This window comes from Mangrovibacterium diazotrophicum (assembly GCF_003610535.1).
Classification (GTDB): Bacteria; Bacteroidota; Bacteroidia; order Bacteroidales; family Prolixibacteraceae; genus Mangrovibacterium; species Mangrovibacterium diazotrophicum.
The window spans coordinates 1,529,266-1,545,301 of record NZ_RAPN01000001.1 but is presented as its reverse complement, the minus strand read 5'-3'; the positions used below and the strand labels follow the sequence as shown (position 1 = coordinate 1,545,301).

The 16,036-nt window shown below is 43.4% G+C and carries 11 protein-coding genes and 1 pseudogene; all 12 read left to right on the top strand.

What is annotated here, in order from left to right; genetic code table 11:
* Window positions 1-78: 78 nt before the first annotated feature.
* The 12 genes and pseudogenes from BC643_RS06060 to BC643_RS06010 all read left to right on the top strand — a co-directional run bounded on the left by BC643_RS06060 (window position 79) and on the right by BC643_RS06010 (window position 15,709).
* Window positions 79-1,470 (top strand): family 43 glycosylhydrolase, encoded by a 1,392-nt coding sequence (locus BC643_RS06060; protein WP_170154472.1) that lies wholly within the window; start codon window positions 79-81, stop codon window positions 1,468-1,470.
* Between the two features lie 125 nt (window positions 1,471-1,595).
* Complete coding sequence (locus BC643_RS06055; protein ID WP_147377150.1) at window positions 1,596-3,605, top strand: hypothetical protein; 2,010 nt, start codon at window positions 1,596-1,598, stop codon at window positions 3,603-3,605.
* Between the two features lie 18 nt (window positions 3,606-3,623).
* Window positions 3,624-5,405 (top strand): alpha-L-rhamnosidase-related protein, encoded by a 1,782-nt coding sequence (locus BC643_RS06050; RefSeq protein WP_120272244.1) that lies wholly within the window; start codon window positions 3,624-3,626, stop codon window positions 5,403-5,405.
* A gap of 20 nt (window positions 5,406-5,425) precedes the next feature.
* Window positions 5,426-6,298, top strand: a complete 873-nt coding sequence (locus BC643_RS06045) for an alpha/beta hydrolase (protein ID WP_120272243.1) — start codon at window positions 5,426-5,428, stop codon at window positions 6,296-6,298.
* Between the two features lie 32 nt (window positions 6,299-6,330).
* On the top strand, window positions 6,331-7,041 hold the full coding sequence (locus BC643_RS06040) for a LamG-like jellyroll fold domain-containing protein (RefSeq protein ID WP_120272242.1): 711 nt from the start codon (window positions 6,331-6,333) through the stop codon (window positions 7,039-7,041).
* A gap of 46 nt (window positions 7,042-7,087) precedes the next feature.
* Window positions 7,088-7,153: pseudogene (locus tag BC643_RS23745) on the top strand (twin-arginine translocation signal domain-containing protein); the annotation flags it as partial.
* A gap of 63 nt (window positions 7,154-7,216) precedes the next feature.
* The gene (locus tag BC643_RS06035; RefSeq protein ID WP_170154408.1) at window positions 7,217-8,791 is read left to right on the top strand and encodes a carboxylesterase/lipase family protein; all 1,575 of its coding nucleotides are present in this window, start codon (window positions 7,217-7,219) and stop codon (window positions 8,789-8,791) included.
* Window positions 8,792-8,800: 9 nt separating this feature from the next.
* The gene (locus BC643_RS06030) at window positions 8,801-10,396 is read left to right on the top strand and encodes a carboxylesterase/lipase family protein (RefSeq protein WP_120272240.1); all 1,596 of its coding nucleotides are present in this window, start codon (window positions 8,801-8,803) and stop codon (window positions 10,394-10,396) included.
* A 67-nt stretch (window positions 10,397-10,463) separates the two neighbouring features.
* Window positions 10,464-11,366: an alpha/beta hydrolase gene (locus BC643_RS06025; protein WP_120272239.1), complete on the top strand. Its 903-nt coding sequence runs from the start codon at window positions 10,464-10,466 to the stop codon at window positions 11,364-11,366.
* Between the two features lie 16 nt (window positions 11,367-11,382).
* On the top strand, window positions 11,383-13,638 hold the full coding sequence (locus tag BC643_RS06020) for a glycoside hydrolase family 3 N-terminal domain-containing protein (RefSeq protein WP_120272238.1): 2,256 nt from the start codon (window positions 11,383-11,385) through the stop codon (window positions 13,636-13,638).
* Window positions 13,639-13,976: 338 nt separating this feature from the next.
* Window positions 13,977-14,795: an SDR family NAD(P)-dependent oxidoreductase gene (locus BC643_RS06015; protein WP_120272237.1), complete on the top strand. Its 819-nt coding sequence runs from the start codon at window positions 13,977-13,979 to the stop codon at window positions 14,793-14,795.
* A 149-nt stretch (window positions 14,796-14,944) separates the two neighbouring features.
* Window positions 14,945-15,709 carry an SDR family NAD(P)-dependent oxidoreductase gene (locus BC643_RS06010; RefSeq protein WP_120272236.1) on the top strand — a complete coding sequence of 255 codons (765 nt, stop codon included), beginning with the start codon at window positions 14,945-14,947 and terminating at the stop codon, window positions 15,707-15,709.
* The last annotated feature ends 327 nt before the right edge of the window (window positions 15,710-16,036 follow it).

Genomic DNA, 16,036 nt, shown 5'->3' with positions numbered 1-16,036 from the left:
CATTTTCAGTTGTGACAGAATAATAAACCCAGATAAGGTCAATTTCAAATGAGATTAAGCACGAAAAAAGATGTAGTTATGGATACTGGAAATACAATAGCAAAAGAAGGGGCGTATTCCAGGTTTCACTCGGCTATGACTTACTATCCATTGCTACTTCTTTTTTTAACTATTTCGAATTCAACATTCTGCCAAAATCCGATTGTTCCGGCTGGGGTGTATCTGGCTGATCCTTCAGCTCATGTGTGGCAGGATGGTAAATTATACGTTTACGGGTCATTGGATGAAAGTACGGAGTATTACTGTTCTTATGATTATCATGTACTCTCCACCTCAGACTTGCTTCACTGGGATATGGAGGAAAATGTTTTTGCATCGAGAGGCGAAAACGACGAAGTCCTTTATTCTGATAAGGAACTTTATGCACCCGACTGCCAATTCAAAAATGGATTGTATTATCTGTATTATTGCCAGCCAGACCGTAAGGCTGCAGAAGGGGTTGCTACGAGTAAATCCCCAATAGGACCGTTTAGCTCCGGGGCCCCAATTGCACTCGGAGGAATAGAAGAGATCGATCCGGCAGTGTTCATTGACGATGATGGACAGGCCTATTATATCTGGGGTCAATTCGATGCGAAAATTGCCAGATTGAAGCCTAATATGACGGAGATCGATTCCTTATCCATTGTTCCCGAATTAGCTACTGAGAAGGAACACTTTTTTCACGAAGGCGCTTTTATGTTTAAAAGAAACGGAATCTATTATCTTGTTTATTCCGATATAAGCAGGGGAAACCAACCAACCTGTATTGGGTATTCTACCAGTGATTCGCCTTGGGGGCCTTTTAAATATGGTGGAGTTATAGTTGATAATGACAATTGTGATCCGTCAACATGGAATAACCATGGTTCTGTGGTAAAATTTAAAGGTCAATGGTATGTCTTCTATCATCGATCCACACACAACAGTAGAATGATGCGAAAAGCATGTGTTGAGCCCATCACTTTTAATATGGATGGTAGCATAAATGAAGTGGAGATGACTTCTCAGGGGGCTGGACCTCCGCTAAAATCGCTGGATAAAATTGAAGCAGAACGCGCCTGTTTGCTTTTGGGTAATTCGAGGATTGAATTATTTGAAACGATGAACGAAAAACTTGGAGGCATTCAAAATGGAGATAAGGTGGCCTACAAGTATATTGACTTCAAAGATGGAGCAGATCAAATTCAGTTTAGGGTAAAAGCTCTTCAAAATGGAGGAAAAATAAGTGTGAGGATTGATCAGCCCTGGGGGCCTGAAGTTGGAGTCTTGAATATTTCTGGAGACGAGTCCGGCGATTGGGACACAGTGACTTCAAAAATGAAAAAGGTTGAGGGTGTTCATGCTGTCTGGTTGGCCTTTTCCGGTGATAAGAACGAATTGTTTGAATTAGATTGGTTTGAATTCGCCAATAATTCTGAAAATGAATAGTAAAGAAAAATGATATGAACCGAAAAAATAGTTCTATAATAACGATCGTAATTCTCTGCCTAGTTGCAGTTTTTTGTATTCAGTGTAATGCTGATAAGCCTGCAAGATTAATTGATCGACATGCATTGGTAACCAGGCATAATATTGAGTGGAATGATCTGGACGGACAAATTCCGCTTGGTAATGGTGAGTTTTGCTTTAATGTTGACGGAACCGGATTACAGACCTTCGGTGGGAATACGATGGCACACTGGGCCTGGCATTCGTTTCCTCTTCCGGAAGGTGTAACTAAGGATCAGATTCCTTCTACCGGTACTTTTCAGAATGGACGCAATACCGGGCCAGATATTTTCCCCGAAGGAACTTCAGCTATTCGTCAGTATATGTTTGACAATCCCCACAGCTTTAATCTTGGGCGAATCCGTTTGGTCAAATCTGATGGCCAATCGGTAGCTACGGAACAAATTCAGAATTTATCCCGGACGATGGATTTATGGACCGGGATTCAGACTTCTTCTTTTTCAGTGGAAGGCAAACCGGTGCAGGTAGAAACCTGCGTAGATCCCTCTGCGGATATGGTTTCAATTCGGATTGAATCACCACTTTTCGAGAATGGAGAGTTGGGAATTGCAATCGATTTTCCTTATCCTGCGATTCAACGGAATAAACCTTGGGTGGGCAATTTTAAACGAACTGAGGGGAACTCCACAATTCGCATGAATGATCAAAGGAGTGATAAACGTGCTGATTTTCGTAGGGAAATAGATGATGTGGTTTATTATACGACTTTAAACTGGAGTGATGGTGGTATACTGAAGGCACCGGTAGAATCCGAACCAAATACGTGGCGTCTAGAGGCTAATAGTGTATCCTCGATGCAATTTACCTGTGCTTTTTCTTCTAATCCATTGAAAAAGAGTCTCCCCGGCGTTCAGGAGACAGAACAAGCAAACAAAGAACATTGGCCTGCCTTTTGGGAAAAAGGCGGCGTAATAGACCTATCTGAAAGTAAAGATGAACGTTGGGAGGAATTGGAGCGTCGCATTGTTCTTTCGCAATATTTGACGGCAGTACAGTCTGCCGGAAGTTATCCGCCTGCCGAAGTTGGATTGATGGGAATCGATTCATGGCGGGGACAATTTCATATGGAAATGATTTGGTGGCATTTGGCGCACTATGCCTTGTGGGATCGTTGGGAAATGGCAGATAGTGCTTTGACAATCTACGAGCGTTTCATCCCAACGGCACGTGAACTGGCACAGCAGCTCGGGTACAAGGGTTTCCAGTGGCAAAAATCAGCAAGTCCGGGAGGAAGAACAGCCCCGTGGGAGGGGAATCAGGTTCTAATTTGGAAACAGCCTCACCCCATCTTTTTTGCAGAGTTAGATTACCGACTTCATCCGACAAATGAAACGCTTGAAAAGTGGGCAGAGATTATTGAGGGAACTGCAGAATACATGGCAGACTATCCTGTTCGCGACCAACAAACCGGGATCTTTCATTTGGATCCTGTTATGCCGCCGAGCGAACAGGGAGTCACGAAGGATGACATATTTGATTTGGCCTATTGGAAGTGGGGCTTGCAACAAGCTCAACTTTGGCGGGAACGTATGGGAGCTGAGAGAAACTCTCATTGGGATGAAGTCATACAAAATCTTGCAGAACTACCGGTGAAGGACGGGCTTTATTTGCATTCGCCGGAGTGGGAAGATACATACACAGAACGTAACTGGGAACACCCTAATACGGTTGGTGTTTTGGGGATGCTACCTCCTCAAAAAGATATGGATTTTGATACAGCACATCGCAGCCTGCTAAAAGTATGGGAGACTTGGCAGTGGAAGCGTTGCTGGGGCTGGGATTTTCCATGGACAGCGATGGCTGCTGCGCGCCTTGGAGAACCTAAAATGGCTGTTGACGCGCTATTGTTGGACGCTGGTACTAAAAACCACTATGATGAACGTGGGGTGTGTACCGGTGGGCCTTGTCCGTATTTACCAGGTAATGGTGGGCTGTTATACGCCGTTGCAATGATGGCTGCAGGCTGGGATGGTGCGCCCGATAGAAACGCCCCCGGATTTCCAGACGACGGATCGTGGGTGGTAAAATGGGAAGGGCTCAAACCTGCACCATAAAATTTAAAACCTACAATTATGAAAAACTTAAAGATAAAAGACATTCGAATAATCGTATTGGCGATCCTTTGTTTATGCGTATCGGTTGTAAAGGCTCAACTTCCACCGGTTTTTGATAACCAGGATCTTCAACGAGTGCGTACATCGGATTTAAGCCAGGCTTTTATTGTTCCACAAGGAATTGTCTGGACTTCGGATAGTACCGGAAAATTCGTACAAAACACCGAAATGTTGTTGAACCCTTCAACCGGGCAATCGGATTTAAGCAGGGGGGATGTATTTACCATCAAGAATGATGGAGTAATGCAACATGGAGTTGTTCTTGATTTTGGAAGAGAAATTCAGGGTGGAATTGAAATTGTTACTTCACGTGGAAATCCAGGTCCTCCGGTTAAAGTGCGCATACGATTGGGAGAGTCGGTGGGCGAGACCATGACTGATGTAGGAGTAAATGGGGCCACAAACGATCATGCGATGCGCGATTTTGAAGTTGCCCTGACGAATATGGGGCGCCTGGAAATCGGTGAATCCGGTTTTCGCTTTGTCAGAATTGATTTGGTGGGAGCTGATGCAAAAATACGGATCAAGGAGATAAGCGCTATTTTCAGGTATCGGGATATTCCATACCTGGGCTCTTTTACATGCAATGATGAAAAACTAAATACAATATGGATGACCGGAGCATACACCGTACATCTGAATATGCAGAATTATCTCTGGGATGGAATTAAACGTGACCGACTTGTGTGGGTAGGCGATATGCACCCCGAAGTGATGACCATCAATTCTGTTTTTGGACACAATGATGTCGTACCCAAAACGCTGGATTTCGCCAAAAATCAATATCCACTTCCCAACTGGATGAACGGCATAAGTTCATACTCCATGTGGTGGATAATGGTACAACGGGATTGGTATAATTACCAAGGTGATCTGAGCTACCTCAAGGAACAGAAAGAATACTTGGTTGGTTTGCTCCACCAACTTGCAAAATATATTGATGAAGACGGGAAGGAAATATTGGACGGAGAACGATTTTTGGACTGGCCTACCAGTGAGAATAAAGAAGCAACTGATGCTGGTTACCAAGCTATGATGATGATGGCCTTTAACGCTGGAGCCGAGTTGTGTAGGATTCTGGATGAAACCGGAACCGTTGCACTTTGTGAACAATCAATAGCGAAGATAGAGAAATATGTACCGGAAATGGCAGGCACCAAGCAAGATGCTGCTTTGCTTGCGATATCTGGTTTGATTTCCCCTCAACTGGCAAATGAAAAAGCTCTGAGCCTGGATGGGGTTCATAAAATGTCAACTTTCTATGGTTATTATATGCTCACTGCTCGTGCAATGGCTGGAGACTATCAGGGGGCAATTGACAATATCCGGGAGTACTGGGGAGCTATGCTTGATTTGGGAGCCACTACTTTTTGGGAAGATTTTGACATCGACTGGATGACAAACGCTGCCCGGATAGATGAACTGATCCCCGAAGGGAAAATTGATGTGCATGCTAATTATGGCGATTACTGTTATGTTGGATATCGTCACAGTCTATGCCACGGCTGGGCATCCGGGCCTACCGCTTGGTTGACTCAATATGTGCTGGGTGTCAATGTTGTTGAGCCTGGTTGCAAGGTAATTAAACTATCTCCTCATTTGGGTGATCTGCAATGGGTCAAAGGTACTTTTCCGACGCCTCATGGAATATTGACGATTGAACATCAGAAACTGCCTGATGGATCAGTTCGGACAACCTATGAGAAACCTGATGAAATCACGGTAATCGTTGAAAATTAAATTCATTAAAAAAATACCCCATGGTGAACAAAACATTACAAATCTTTTCCTTGCTCTTCTTTAACCTAATAGCAGTGGTTTGTCAAGCACAAACGGTTATTCCTCTATATGATGGTGGGGTTCCTCCAGGATCTGAACTATTGACAAGGGAAGAAACAGCCCGCCGTGATGAGAATGGAGAGATTGTTACGATACGGAATGTTTCTATGCCTACGTTGACAGTCATCCAACCTGAAGAAGGCAAAAAGAATGGAACTGCCCTTATAATTTGCCCCGGTGGTGGCTTTCAGGGCCTGGCATTTCAACACGAAGGTGCCGAGACGGCTAAATGGTGTGTAGAGAAAGGGATTACAGCATTTATTTTAAAATATCGATTGATGCCTTTTCCCTATCCGGAATTAGATAAAGCAGAGCAATCACAACGAGATTCAATTTTTATCCCATTTGTTCGTCTTGCGGTTGCAGATGGACTTGAGGCGATTAGGTACGTTAGAAGCCACGCAGCTGAATTCGGAATTGATCCGGCAAAAATAGGAATCGTCGGCTATTCGGCGGGAGGGACTGTTACGGGTTCTGTTGGACGGACTTATACGCCGGAGTCCCGCCCCGATTTTGTTGCGCCAGTCTATGCTTATTGCGGTGCCATTCTGGGAGATCGTGTTCCTGAAGATGCACCTCCGATGTTTCTTGCCTGGGCAACTGACGATCCGATTGCAAAAGGAAATCCGGGTCTTTATGAGCAGTGGAGAGATGCGGGGAAATCTGTTGAAATGCATTGCTTTTATTCTGGTGGACACGGATTTTCAGTCGTCAAACAAAACAAACCCTCAGACCAATGGCCTTCCCTTTTCGAGGAATGGATGATTAATCAAGGGTTTCTGAGAAAATATTAGTCAGTAACCAGAAAAACTAATAAGAAGGATAGATGAAACAACTCAATGTTTTAAATAATAGAAATGTCTTCGCTCGCAGGGCCGCTTTGTTTATGCCGTTTGTGTTCTGTTCCTTGTTTTTGTTTGTTTCTTCCTCTGCGTTCTCTCAGGAGGTGATGTCAAAGAAGACTTGGATTATTACAGATTTGCTGAAAGAACGAGAAGATGTCACGGTTTTGGGTGATCCTAAAATAATTGATTCTCCTTATGGCAATGCTGTCCAATTTGATGGTATGGATGATGGCTTCCTTCTGGAAGAGATGCCGTTGAAAGATCATTCAGAATTTACCATTGAAATGCTCATCCGGTTTGATCGTGGTGGCACAGAAGAACAACGTTATTTTCATACAGGTACGGTTAAGCAAGATCGTGTTTTAATGGAGATGCGATCGGATGACACAACGTGGTACTTGGATGGAATGTTCGATTCGAACGAGAAATGGGTCGTGTTAATGGATTCGGTGCTGACACATCCATTGGACAAATGGTATCATATAGCATTTACGGTAAAGGATGGTGAGCAGGCTACCTTCGTTAATAGAAAAAAAGAATTGGAAGGTTCTGTTGATTTTTCACCAATAGAAGAGGGAAATACGTCTATTGGTGTTCGACAGAATAAAATATCCTGGTTTAAAGGAGCAATTTATTGCGTTCGAATTACCAACAAAGTATTAATGCCTTGCGAGTTTTTAAATTTTGACTAGCTATCTCTTGACGATCGAAATCTAACAACCTGTAAAAACTAAACCTATGACAAACAACAGACGAGATTTTTTAAAGACTCTAGGTGTTGGATCTGCGACACTGGGATTAAGTGGCGTTGGAATAACATCTTGCTCAATTCCATCCGATAAAAAGCCATCTCTGCCGGAGCAGGTAGTGGAGATATCAGAAAACGGAGCTATTGTCGAAACCAAGTTCGGAAAAATAAGGGGCTACCGGCGAAACGGGATTTATACCTATAAAGGCATACCTTACGGTGCTTCAACTGGGGGTAAAAACAGGTTTATGGCACCGCAGGAACCTGAAGCATGGACTGGAGTACGCAATGCTTTAAGTTTTGGGAACGCAGCTCCTCAAGGTGGAGGATTGGGAGACCCGATGCGTCCTGATTTCAGCCATTTTAGTGATTGGTTTACTTATGATTGGGCCGAGAAAAGATATGATGAGGATTGCTTGTCTGTTAATGTATGGACTCCGGAAATTAATAATAATACGAAGCGACCCGTACTCGTTTGGTTTCATGGTGGTGGTTTTGCCGGGGGCTCATCGATCCAGATCGAAGCATACATCGGAGAAAATCTCAGTAAAATAGGTGACGTGGTTGTTGTTAGCGTAACCCACCGCCTGAATCTTTTTGGATTTTTGAATCTTGGGGCTATTGGCGGAAATAAATACAAAGATTCTGCAACGGCAGGAATGCAGGATTGTGTAGCAGCTTTAAAATGGGTAAACGAGAATATTGCCAGTTTTGGAGGTGATTCCGGTAACGTTACCATTTTCGGGCAATCCGGTGGTGGTGCCAAAGTCAGTATTCTGATGGCTATGCCTGCTGCTAAAGGGCTCTTCCATAAAGCTGTGACCATAAGCGGAGCAATGTTGAAGGTAGCTTCATATGATTCCCAGGCTGAAAAAGCCCATGCTTTTCTTAAAGCAGCAGGAATCAGTCCTACAAACATCGATAAAATTCAGGATATACCCTGGCAGGAGCTGTATCGAATCACCCGGGCAGATCGTGCCTTGGGCTCAATGGTTTACGCTCCTTGCTTGGATAATCTACACATCCCAAGACATCCTTTTGATCCGTCAGCGCCCCCAATATCAGCAGGCATTCCTATGATTATTGGTAGTTGTACAGGCGAACAATCCCACAGTGGTGACAATCCATCACTGGAGGATATCACTTTTGAGGAGCTTGTAGAGAGGATACAGAATGGTCGGGGAGGTAGTGGACTATTTGTTGGGAACCTGGCTTTTGGAAACCGAACTAAGGATGTGATAGATGCTTATGCCAAAGTATTCCCAGAGAAAAAACCTGTCGCGATTTGGTCTTTGCTAGGCGGGCGAAATAGTCAGCTAAAACAAGCAGAATTGCAAACGGCAAATGGCGGGGCAGTTTACAATTACTGGTTTGACTGGGCTACTCCGCTTTATGACGGACGTCCAAGGGCTTACCATAATAGCGATTTGCCATTTTGGTTTAGTACAACTGATGTGATGGATACAATGACCGGAGGAGGGGACAGACCACGCAAATTAGCTGAAAAAATGAGTTTGGCACTGGCTAGTTTCGCCAGAACGGGCGATCCTAATCACGAGGGAATTCCGTATTGGCCGAAGTACGATAGGGAGCAAGGAGCGGTAATGATTTGGAACGATGTATGCGAAGTGAGGAACGATCCCGACCGCGAAGCAAGGGAATTGGCAGACGAAATCAGAAATTCAAATTCCTAAAAATCAATCATGAAACCGATAAACAGAAGATCCTTTCTTGTTGCAACCCTCTCGGCAATTCCTGCGGTTGTTTTGGCGGGAAATGGACTGATGAGCTTTACATCAGCCGAGATTGAAACCGAAACAATTTATGGTAAGGTAAAAGGATATGATTTTAACGGAGTTAAAATCTTTCGAGGTATCCCTTATGGAGATACGACAGAAGGAGAAGCCAGATTTTTACCACCTAGAAAACCTAAAAGCTGGACAGGTACCAAAGATTGTACATCCAATGGCCCTCGCTGTATTCAAGGGGGGCGTAGTATTTTTGAAACCGATCGGCTTGGACCTTATTTCTCCGGTGGACGTTCAGATCGGTTTGAACTGTCCAAACAGCCCAGTGGCGAAGACTGTCTGAATCTGAATGTTCTGACCCCTGGGATAACAGGCAAGCGCCCGGTGATGGTTTATATTCATGGTGGAGGCTTTCAGGATGGTGGTGGTTTACTGGCGGTTTTTTCAGACCAGCATGTGCGTGAACAAGATGTCGTACTGGTAGGGATCAATCACCGGCTGAATGTTTTTGGATATACTTATTTTGGGAGCATTGATAAAAAGTATGAGCTTGGAAATCCCGGACAATTAGACTTAGTTGCTGCGCTGGAATGGGTTCGTGACAACATCGAGAATTTTGGTGGTGATTCCGAAAATGTTACGATTTTTGGTGAGTCAGGAGGAGGGGCGAAGATTTCAACACTATTGGCTATGCCTGCAGCAAAAGGCTTGTTCCACAAGGCTGCCATCCAAAGCGGTAGTTTTGTTGGAAAAGCCATGGATGTTGACGCCGCAACAAATTCAGCCAGAGAGCTAATGTCAAAATTAGGTGTGACATCTGTTGATGATCTGCAGAAAATTCCAGCGAACGAGTTATTCCGGTCAACCATGGGGCGAGGAATGAGACAGGGACCGGTCGTTGACGGTCTTTCATTACCAAGGGATCCCTGGTATCCCGATTCACCGGAGATATCGGCTAACATACCATTGTTGATTGGAAATGATAAAGATGAGGCTACACTTTTTGCCTTGAATAACGAATCTCTTTTCAGTCTGGATGGGGCCGGTTTGCGTAGTGAATTGTTGAAGGCAAAAATTCCTGAAGACAAGCTCGATGAAATGCTAGCGTTGTATCAAAAAGCCCACCCTTCGGATAGCCCAAGTGATTTGTATTTTAGGATTTCGACAGATCGTGGTGCCCGTTACAACGCGGTTAAGCAGGCTGAAATGCAGCTTGAACGAGCTCAGGCTGATGTATTTATGTATTACTTCCGGTACAATACACCAGTGGATGGAGGGAGACTTAGGGCATTTCATACCAGTGACTTACCTCTAATAATGCGTTTGACACTCTATCCTGAGTCGGAACAGCTTTCCCGTCAATTGAGTGCTGCCTGGGCCGCGTTTGCGAGAAATGGTAATCCAGGGACTAAGAATCTACCTTGGCCGGGTTATGGCAAAGACAGCAGGAGCACAATGATTTTTGATGTCGATAAAAGTGAAGTAGTAGTTGATCCTGACAAGGATATACGGGAAATACTACTGAATATGCCATCTGGATCCCTTCTATAGGGCATTATTCGAAGATCGTTCGTCGGCTCGAGAATATTAATTAGAACACTAAACTAAAAAATCAGAAATGAAAAAATCGTTTATTATCGTCATACTTATCTCTTTACTGTTCGGAAATGCTTTTTCCCAGAATATTGTGCATTTGTATGAGGGAAAGGCACCCGGCTCTGAGGATTGGGATTATCAAGAGGTCGAATTTAACAATCCGGGGACGACTACGAAAATGCTGCGCAATGTTGTTGATCCTACGCTCGAGGTGTTTATGCCGGATAGGTCAATTTCAACAGGAACTGCTGTGATTATATGTCCGGGAGGAGGGAATGTCTGGCTTTCCTACGAGAGTGAAGGGACAGCGGTCGCAGAATGGCTGTCAAAAAGGGGAATAACAGCGTTCGTTCTCAAATACCGGCTAAATAAGACCCCGGAAGACCCGGAGGAGTTTAAAGATTTTTGGAACGGATTTGGGGCAAGAATTAGAGCCATGAGGAAAGCGGAAGAAAAGGGTGACACGAAAGTTGTAAATCAGTCGGAAGCAAATCAACATTACTATGGCGGAGATGATGGTATTCGAGCTATTCTGTATGTAAGAGAACATGCAGGAGACTATAATATCAGTTCTGACAAAATTGGGATGATCGGATTCTCTGCGGGAGCAGGAGTTACAATGCATACTATTTTGAATAGTGATCCGGGTAGTATGCCTGATTTTGCTGCTACAATATATGGTGGTTGGCTCCGAGGAAAAGAAGTCCCTGATAATGCTCCGCCCCTGTTTATTTTATGTGCTGCGGATGATCCAATCGCATCCGGGAGCCCGGATTTATATGCGGCCTGGAGAGCAAAAGGGTTATCGGCTGAACTTCATATCTTCTCGAAAGGGGGGCACGGATTTGGCATGGATCAACACGGTCTTCCCGTTAATAAGTGGATTGAAAGATTTTATGAATGGATAAAGATTTCAAGATTTTAGCAAAAGCACTAGAGACATGACAAGCATACAGACGAATCTTAAATTGTCCGTCAAATCTGTTTTCTATAAAGGATTGTTCGTTCTCGGTATTTTTACATTATTGATCCTTTTCGGATGCATTTCTTCTGGAAATAGGGATGATAAGTTTCCTGTTTACAAAGATAAAAATGCGCCGATCGAAAGCCGGGTTCGTGATTTGATGGGAAAGATGACACTTGATGAAAAGATCTATCAATTAATGCAAGTGGCATTTGGGAAAAATATGACCGTAAATAATTTGGGTGGAGAGATGGATCAAATTCCACCGGAAATAGGTTCTTTGATTTATGTGAATCAAGATCCGATTGTTCGTAATGCGTTGCAAAAGAGGGCTGTTGAAGAGTCGCGTTTGGGTATACCTATACTTTTTGCAAATGACATTATACATGGGTTTAAAACAATCTATCCGATTTCACTAGGGCAGGCCTGTTCCTGGAATCCGGAAATTGTAAAGCAGGCTTGTACAGTAGCAGCCAAGGAATCCAGAAGTTCCGGAATTGACTGGACTTTCTCACCCATGGTTGATGTGGCCAGGGATCCCAGATGGGGACGAGTAGCAGAAGGATATGGGGAAGATCCTTATACGAATGCGGTTTTTTCGATTGCTTCAGTGCAAGGATACCAGGGAGACGATCTTGCTGATGAGAATTCCATAGCGGCCTGCTTAAAGCACTACGTAGGTTATGGTGCTTCGGAAGGGGGACGGGATTATGTCTATACTGAAATTTCGAAGCAAACACTTTGGGACACGTATTTACCTCCTTTTGAGGCTGGCGTAAATGCTGGTGCAGCGACGATTATGAGTGGTTTTCACGATATTAGTGGTGTTCCTGCCAGCGCCAACCATTATACGTTGACAGCGGTTTTGAAAGAGAAATGGGGATTTAACGGCTTTGTGGTTTCCGATTGGAATTCTATTAAGCAACTGAAGTCACAAGGAGTAGCCGGTTCAGATAGTGAGGCTGCTCTCAAATCCATTACTGCAGGAGTAGATATGGATATGGCCGATGGGCTTTACCTGGGGAATTTAGCGGAATTGATCAAGGACGGCAGTCTTCCTATTGAACGTTTAGATGATGCTGTGAGACGTGTACTGAGGCTCAAATTTCAATTGGCTCTTTTTGATCGTCCCTATGTGGTTGAGGCTTCGGAGGAAGAGCGCTATTTGCTCGCGGAGTATCTGTCAATAGCAGAAAGATTGGCAGAGGAATCATCCGTTTTGCTTAAAAATGAGCATAAGACGCTTCCGATAAGCAAGAACGTTGCTTTGGCGATCATTGGCCCAATGGCTAAGGAGCAGGAAAGCCTTTTAGGTTCCTGGTCGGCACATGGTGAAGCTGAGGATGTAATAAGCATTTATGAGGCAATGAAGCAAGAATTTCCGGAGTCAAAGATAACTTATGCCAAAGGATGTGATTTTGAGGGCATCGATAAAACTGGTTTCTCGGAAGCATTAAACGTTGCCCGGAAAGTAGAAGTAGTCATATTATGTCTCGGAGAAAAGAAGTCGTGGAGTGGTGAAAATGCCTCTCGATCAACTATTTCCCTTCCTGAAATTCAGGAAGATTTGCTTTTGGAATTAAGCAAGCTGGATAAGCCTATTGTGCTGTTATTATCAAATGGACGTCCACTTGCTTTAGGTGCTATTGAGCCTAATTGTCAGGCTATTGTTGAAATGTGGCAACCTGGAGTTGTTGGAGGCACACCTGTTGCTGGTATTATTTCTGGTCGAATAAATCCATCCGGTAAACTCGCCATGACTTTTCCTTTCTCAACCGGACAAATACCAATCTATTACAATATGCGGCAACAAGGCCGTCCAAGGTCAGGTAAATACCAGGATATTACCAATAAACCACTTTATGAATTTACCCACGGATTGACTTATACATCATTTAAGTATGGAGATTTAAAAGCGAATAAAGATACGATCCAAAAATCCGAAAAGTTGGTTGTTGAAATCCCCATTGCTAATATGGGTGATAGGGATGGCGCAGAAACCGCACATTGGTTTGTCACTGATCCTGTATCTAGTATATCCAGACCCGTGAAGGAATTGAAATATTTCGAGAAGAAGAATATTAAGGTGGGCGAGGTAACGGTTTTTCGTTTTGAAATAGACCCCATGCGTGATCTAAGTTATGTAGATGAGACTGGAACTCGTATCCTGGAATCTGGCGAATATTATATCTCGGTGAAGAACAAGAAGCTAAAAATTACGGTGGTTGATTAATCCGAAATGGTTTTTAAATGTAAAATTCCTCTCTCATGCAATTTGGGGCTCTTGGATTTGGCGAAAACAGTTTAGTCAAGAAACGCCAACTACTGGTGTTTTTTTTGCAAAATATAGTTGCTCAATTGAAGAGTCATGCTGTAATAGGCAGATAGTCAATGTCCTAAGGAATGTTTACGAGTGTCGTTGCGGTAGTTGTACGTCAATTTGCTTGTCCCAAGGTAGATTGACGTACATAGTGGATTGCATTTACTAATTTGGTGTAGAAATAGAATTTCAGATTGACAGAAAGGTGATACACTCATATACTTAATACGAACTAATTAAACCAGAAGAGCATGAAAGTTCAGAATAAGAACATTGTTGTTACCGGCGCTGGTGGAGGAATGGGACGCCAGTTGGTGTTAGCGTTGCTAAATAAAGGTGCTGGGGTCGCGGCTATTGACATTAATAAAGAGGCTTTGGATGAAACGGCATCACTTGCAGGCAAGAATGGTACGAATCTGAGTTGTTATGTACTTGATATTACAAATAATCTTGCTGTCATAGAGACGGTTGATGTTATTTTGAAACAGTTTAAAACAATTGATGGCTTGATCAATAATGCAGGTATAATTCAAGCATTTGTTGGTGTAAATGAGCTTGATTACGATAAAATTGATCGTGTTTTCAATGTCAACTTCTGGGGCACCCTTTATCTCACGAAGGCTTTCTTACCCCATCTGTTGACAAGGCCTGAGGCTCACATCGTGAATGTGTCGAGCATGGGAGGTTTTATGTCGTTTCCAACACAAACGATCTACGGAGCTTCAAAGGCGGCAGTAAAAATTCTTACTGAAGGACTATATGCAGAGTTAAAGGATTCAGCAGTCAGGGTGACTGTTATACATCCGGGAGCAATTGCAACCAATATAACAGTAAACTCAGGGTTAGCTGGGCCTGCCGTTGATGCCGGGAATTCCAAGAATGAAGGTATGGCTTTATCACCCGTGATCGCAGCTGATCTTATCATAAAGGCAATGGAAAAGAATAAATTTAGAGCTACCATTGGGAAAGATGCTTGGGTATTGGATAAGCTTTATCGTCTATCCCCCAAAATAGCCACCAATTTTATCGGTAAAATGATGAAGAAGAGCCTTGCCCGCCAAGGATCGTAATTGCTGACTTGTTTTGAGGTCATAGCGGTTAGACCTAAATTGTACTATTGGCAGTAGGGAACGGGGCTAATTTGTTTTAGAAAGTGCTTTGTGTTTTGTTGGGGCTTTCATAAATCTAAATAAATCAGAAACTAATAAACAATTTAACAATGGAAGGATTAAATGACAAAGTAATCGTGTTTGCAGGTGCTGGCGGAATCGCTGACGGGACCGCTAAATTTTTGGGTGCAGGTGGTGCCAAAATAGTCGTTGGTGATATTGTGAAGGAAAACGCAGAGCGTTGCGTGCAGATCGTAAAAGATGCAGGCGGAGATGGTATAGCGGCGGCGCTTGACATTGCCGATGAAGAACAAGTAAAAAATTTGATCGATCTGGCGATAGCGAAATTTGGTAAAATCAACGGATTGTTTAATGTTGCCGCGAATATTCATCCGCAAGAGGTTGCTAAGGATACGAATCCGGTCGATATTGATCTGGATGTGTGGCAGCGTAACATCGATATCAATCTAACGGGATATATGCTTACTTCCAAATATGCTATTCCTCATATTTTGAAAGCAGGTGGTGGTTCGATTGTCAACACAATATCTGATGCTGTATATGCAGGAATGCCGGACAAGCTTACCTATTCGGTGACAAAGGCGGGTATTGGAGCATTGACGCGAAATATAGCCGCCAGGTTCGGAAAACAAGGTATTCGGTGTAATGCTGTTTCTCCTGGTTTAGTTTTGACCGAGGCTGGCCTCCAAAATTCTGGTCATCTGGTGGAAATGGTCCTGCAAATGATGCCGGCGCCACGTGTAGGCAAGCCGGAAGATATGGGGTCAATGGTATCGTTTCTTCTTTCAGATCTTTCAGAGTGGATCACTGGACAAACAATCTGTGTTGATGGTGGTGCAGTGATGAGAACTTAATTGTGATCTAAAACTTAGTCATTTTAAGCAGACAAATTGGTGTGAAGCCAGTTTGGTCTTCGTTAATGATATATGAATCCGGATTTCCAATCTTGCAAGATTGGAAATCCGGATTCCCTTTTTACCAACTAAAGCGATCAGATTCCGCTTATATCTTTTCGTTTATTTTTTTGCTTGTGGGATTTGCTTTTGGGATTGGAAGAACTCGGGATGCGGCTTGAATTAAGGAAATACACCAGTTGCGAAAAATTATATAAAAGTGATTAGTGTATGGTATTGATAATTAGGTTCCTAAATAATGTGTACATTCATTTTGAATAATGATGT

Bases quoted from the DNA above. Each gene is read 5' to 3' on its own strand.
- BC643_RS06045 (WP_120272243.1), top strand. From the start codon at position 5,426: ATGGTGAACAAAACATTACAAATCTTTTCCTTGCTCTTCTTTAACCTA.
- BC643_RS06010 (WP_120272236.1), top strand. From the start codon at position 14,945: ATGGAAGGATTAAATGACAAAGTAATCGTGTTTGCAGGTGCTGGCGGA.
- BC643_RS06020 (WP_120272238.1), top strand. From the start codon at position 11,383: ATGACAAGCATACAGACGAATCTTAAATTGTCCGTCAAATCTGTTTTC.
- BC643_RS06060 (WP_170154472.1), top strand. From the start codon at position 79: ATGGATACTGGAAATACAATAGCAAAAGAAGGGGCGTATTCCAGGTTT.
- BC643_RS06025 (WP_120272239.1), top strand. From the start codon at position 10,464: ATGAAAAAATCGTTTATTATCGTCATACTTATCTCTTTACTGTTCGGA.
- BC643_RS06050 (WP_120272244.1), top strand. From the start codon at position 3,624: ATGAAAAACTTAAAGATAAAAGACATTCGAATAATCGTATTGGCGATC.
- BC643_RS06015 (WP_120272237.1), top strand. From the start codon at position 13,977: ATGAAAGTTCAGAATAAGAACATTGTTGTTACCGGCGCTGGTGGAGGA.
- BC643_RS06030 (WP_120272240.1), top strand. From the start codon at position 8,801: ATGAAACCGATAAACAGAAGATCCTTTCTTGTTGCAACCCTCTCGGCA.
- BC643_RS06040 (WP_120272242.1), top strand. From the start codon at position 6,331: ATGAAACAACTCAATGTTTTAAATAATAGAAATGTCTTCGCTCGCAGG.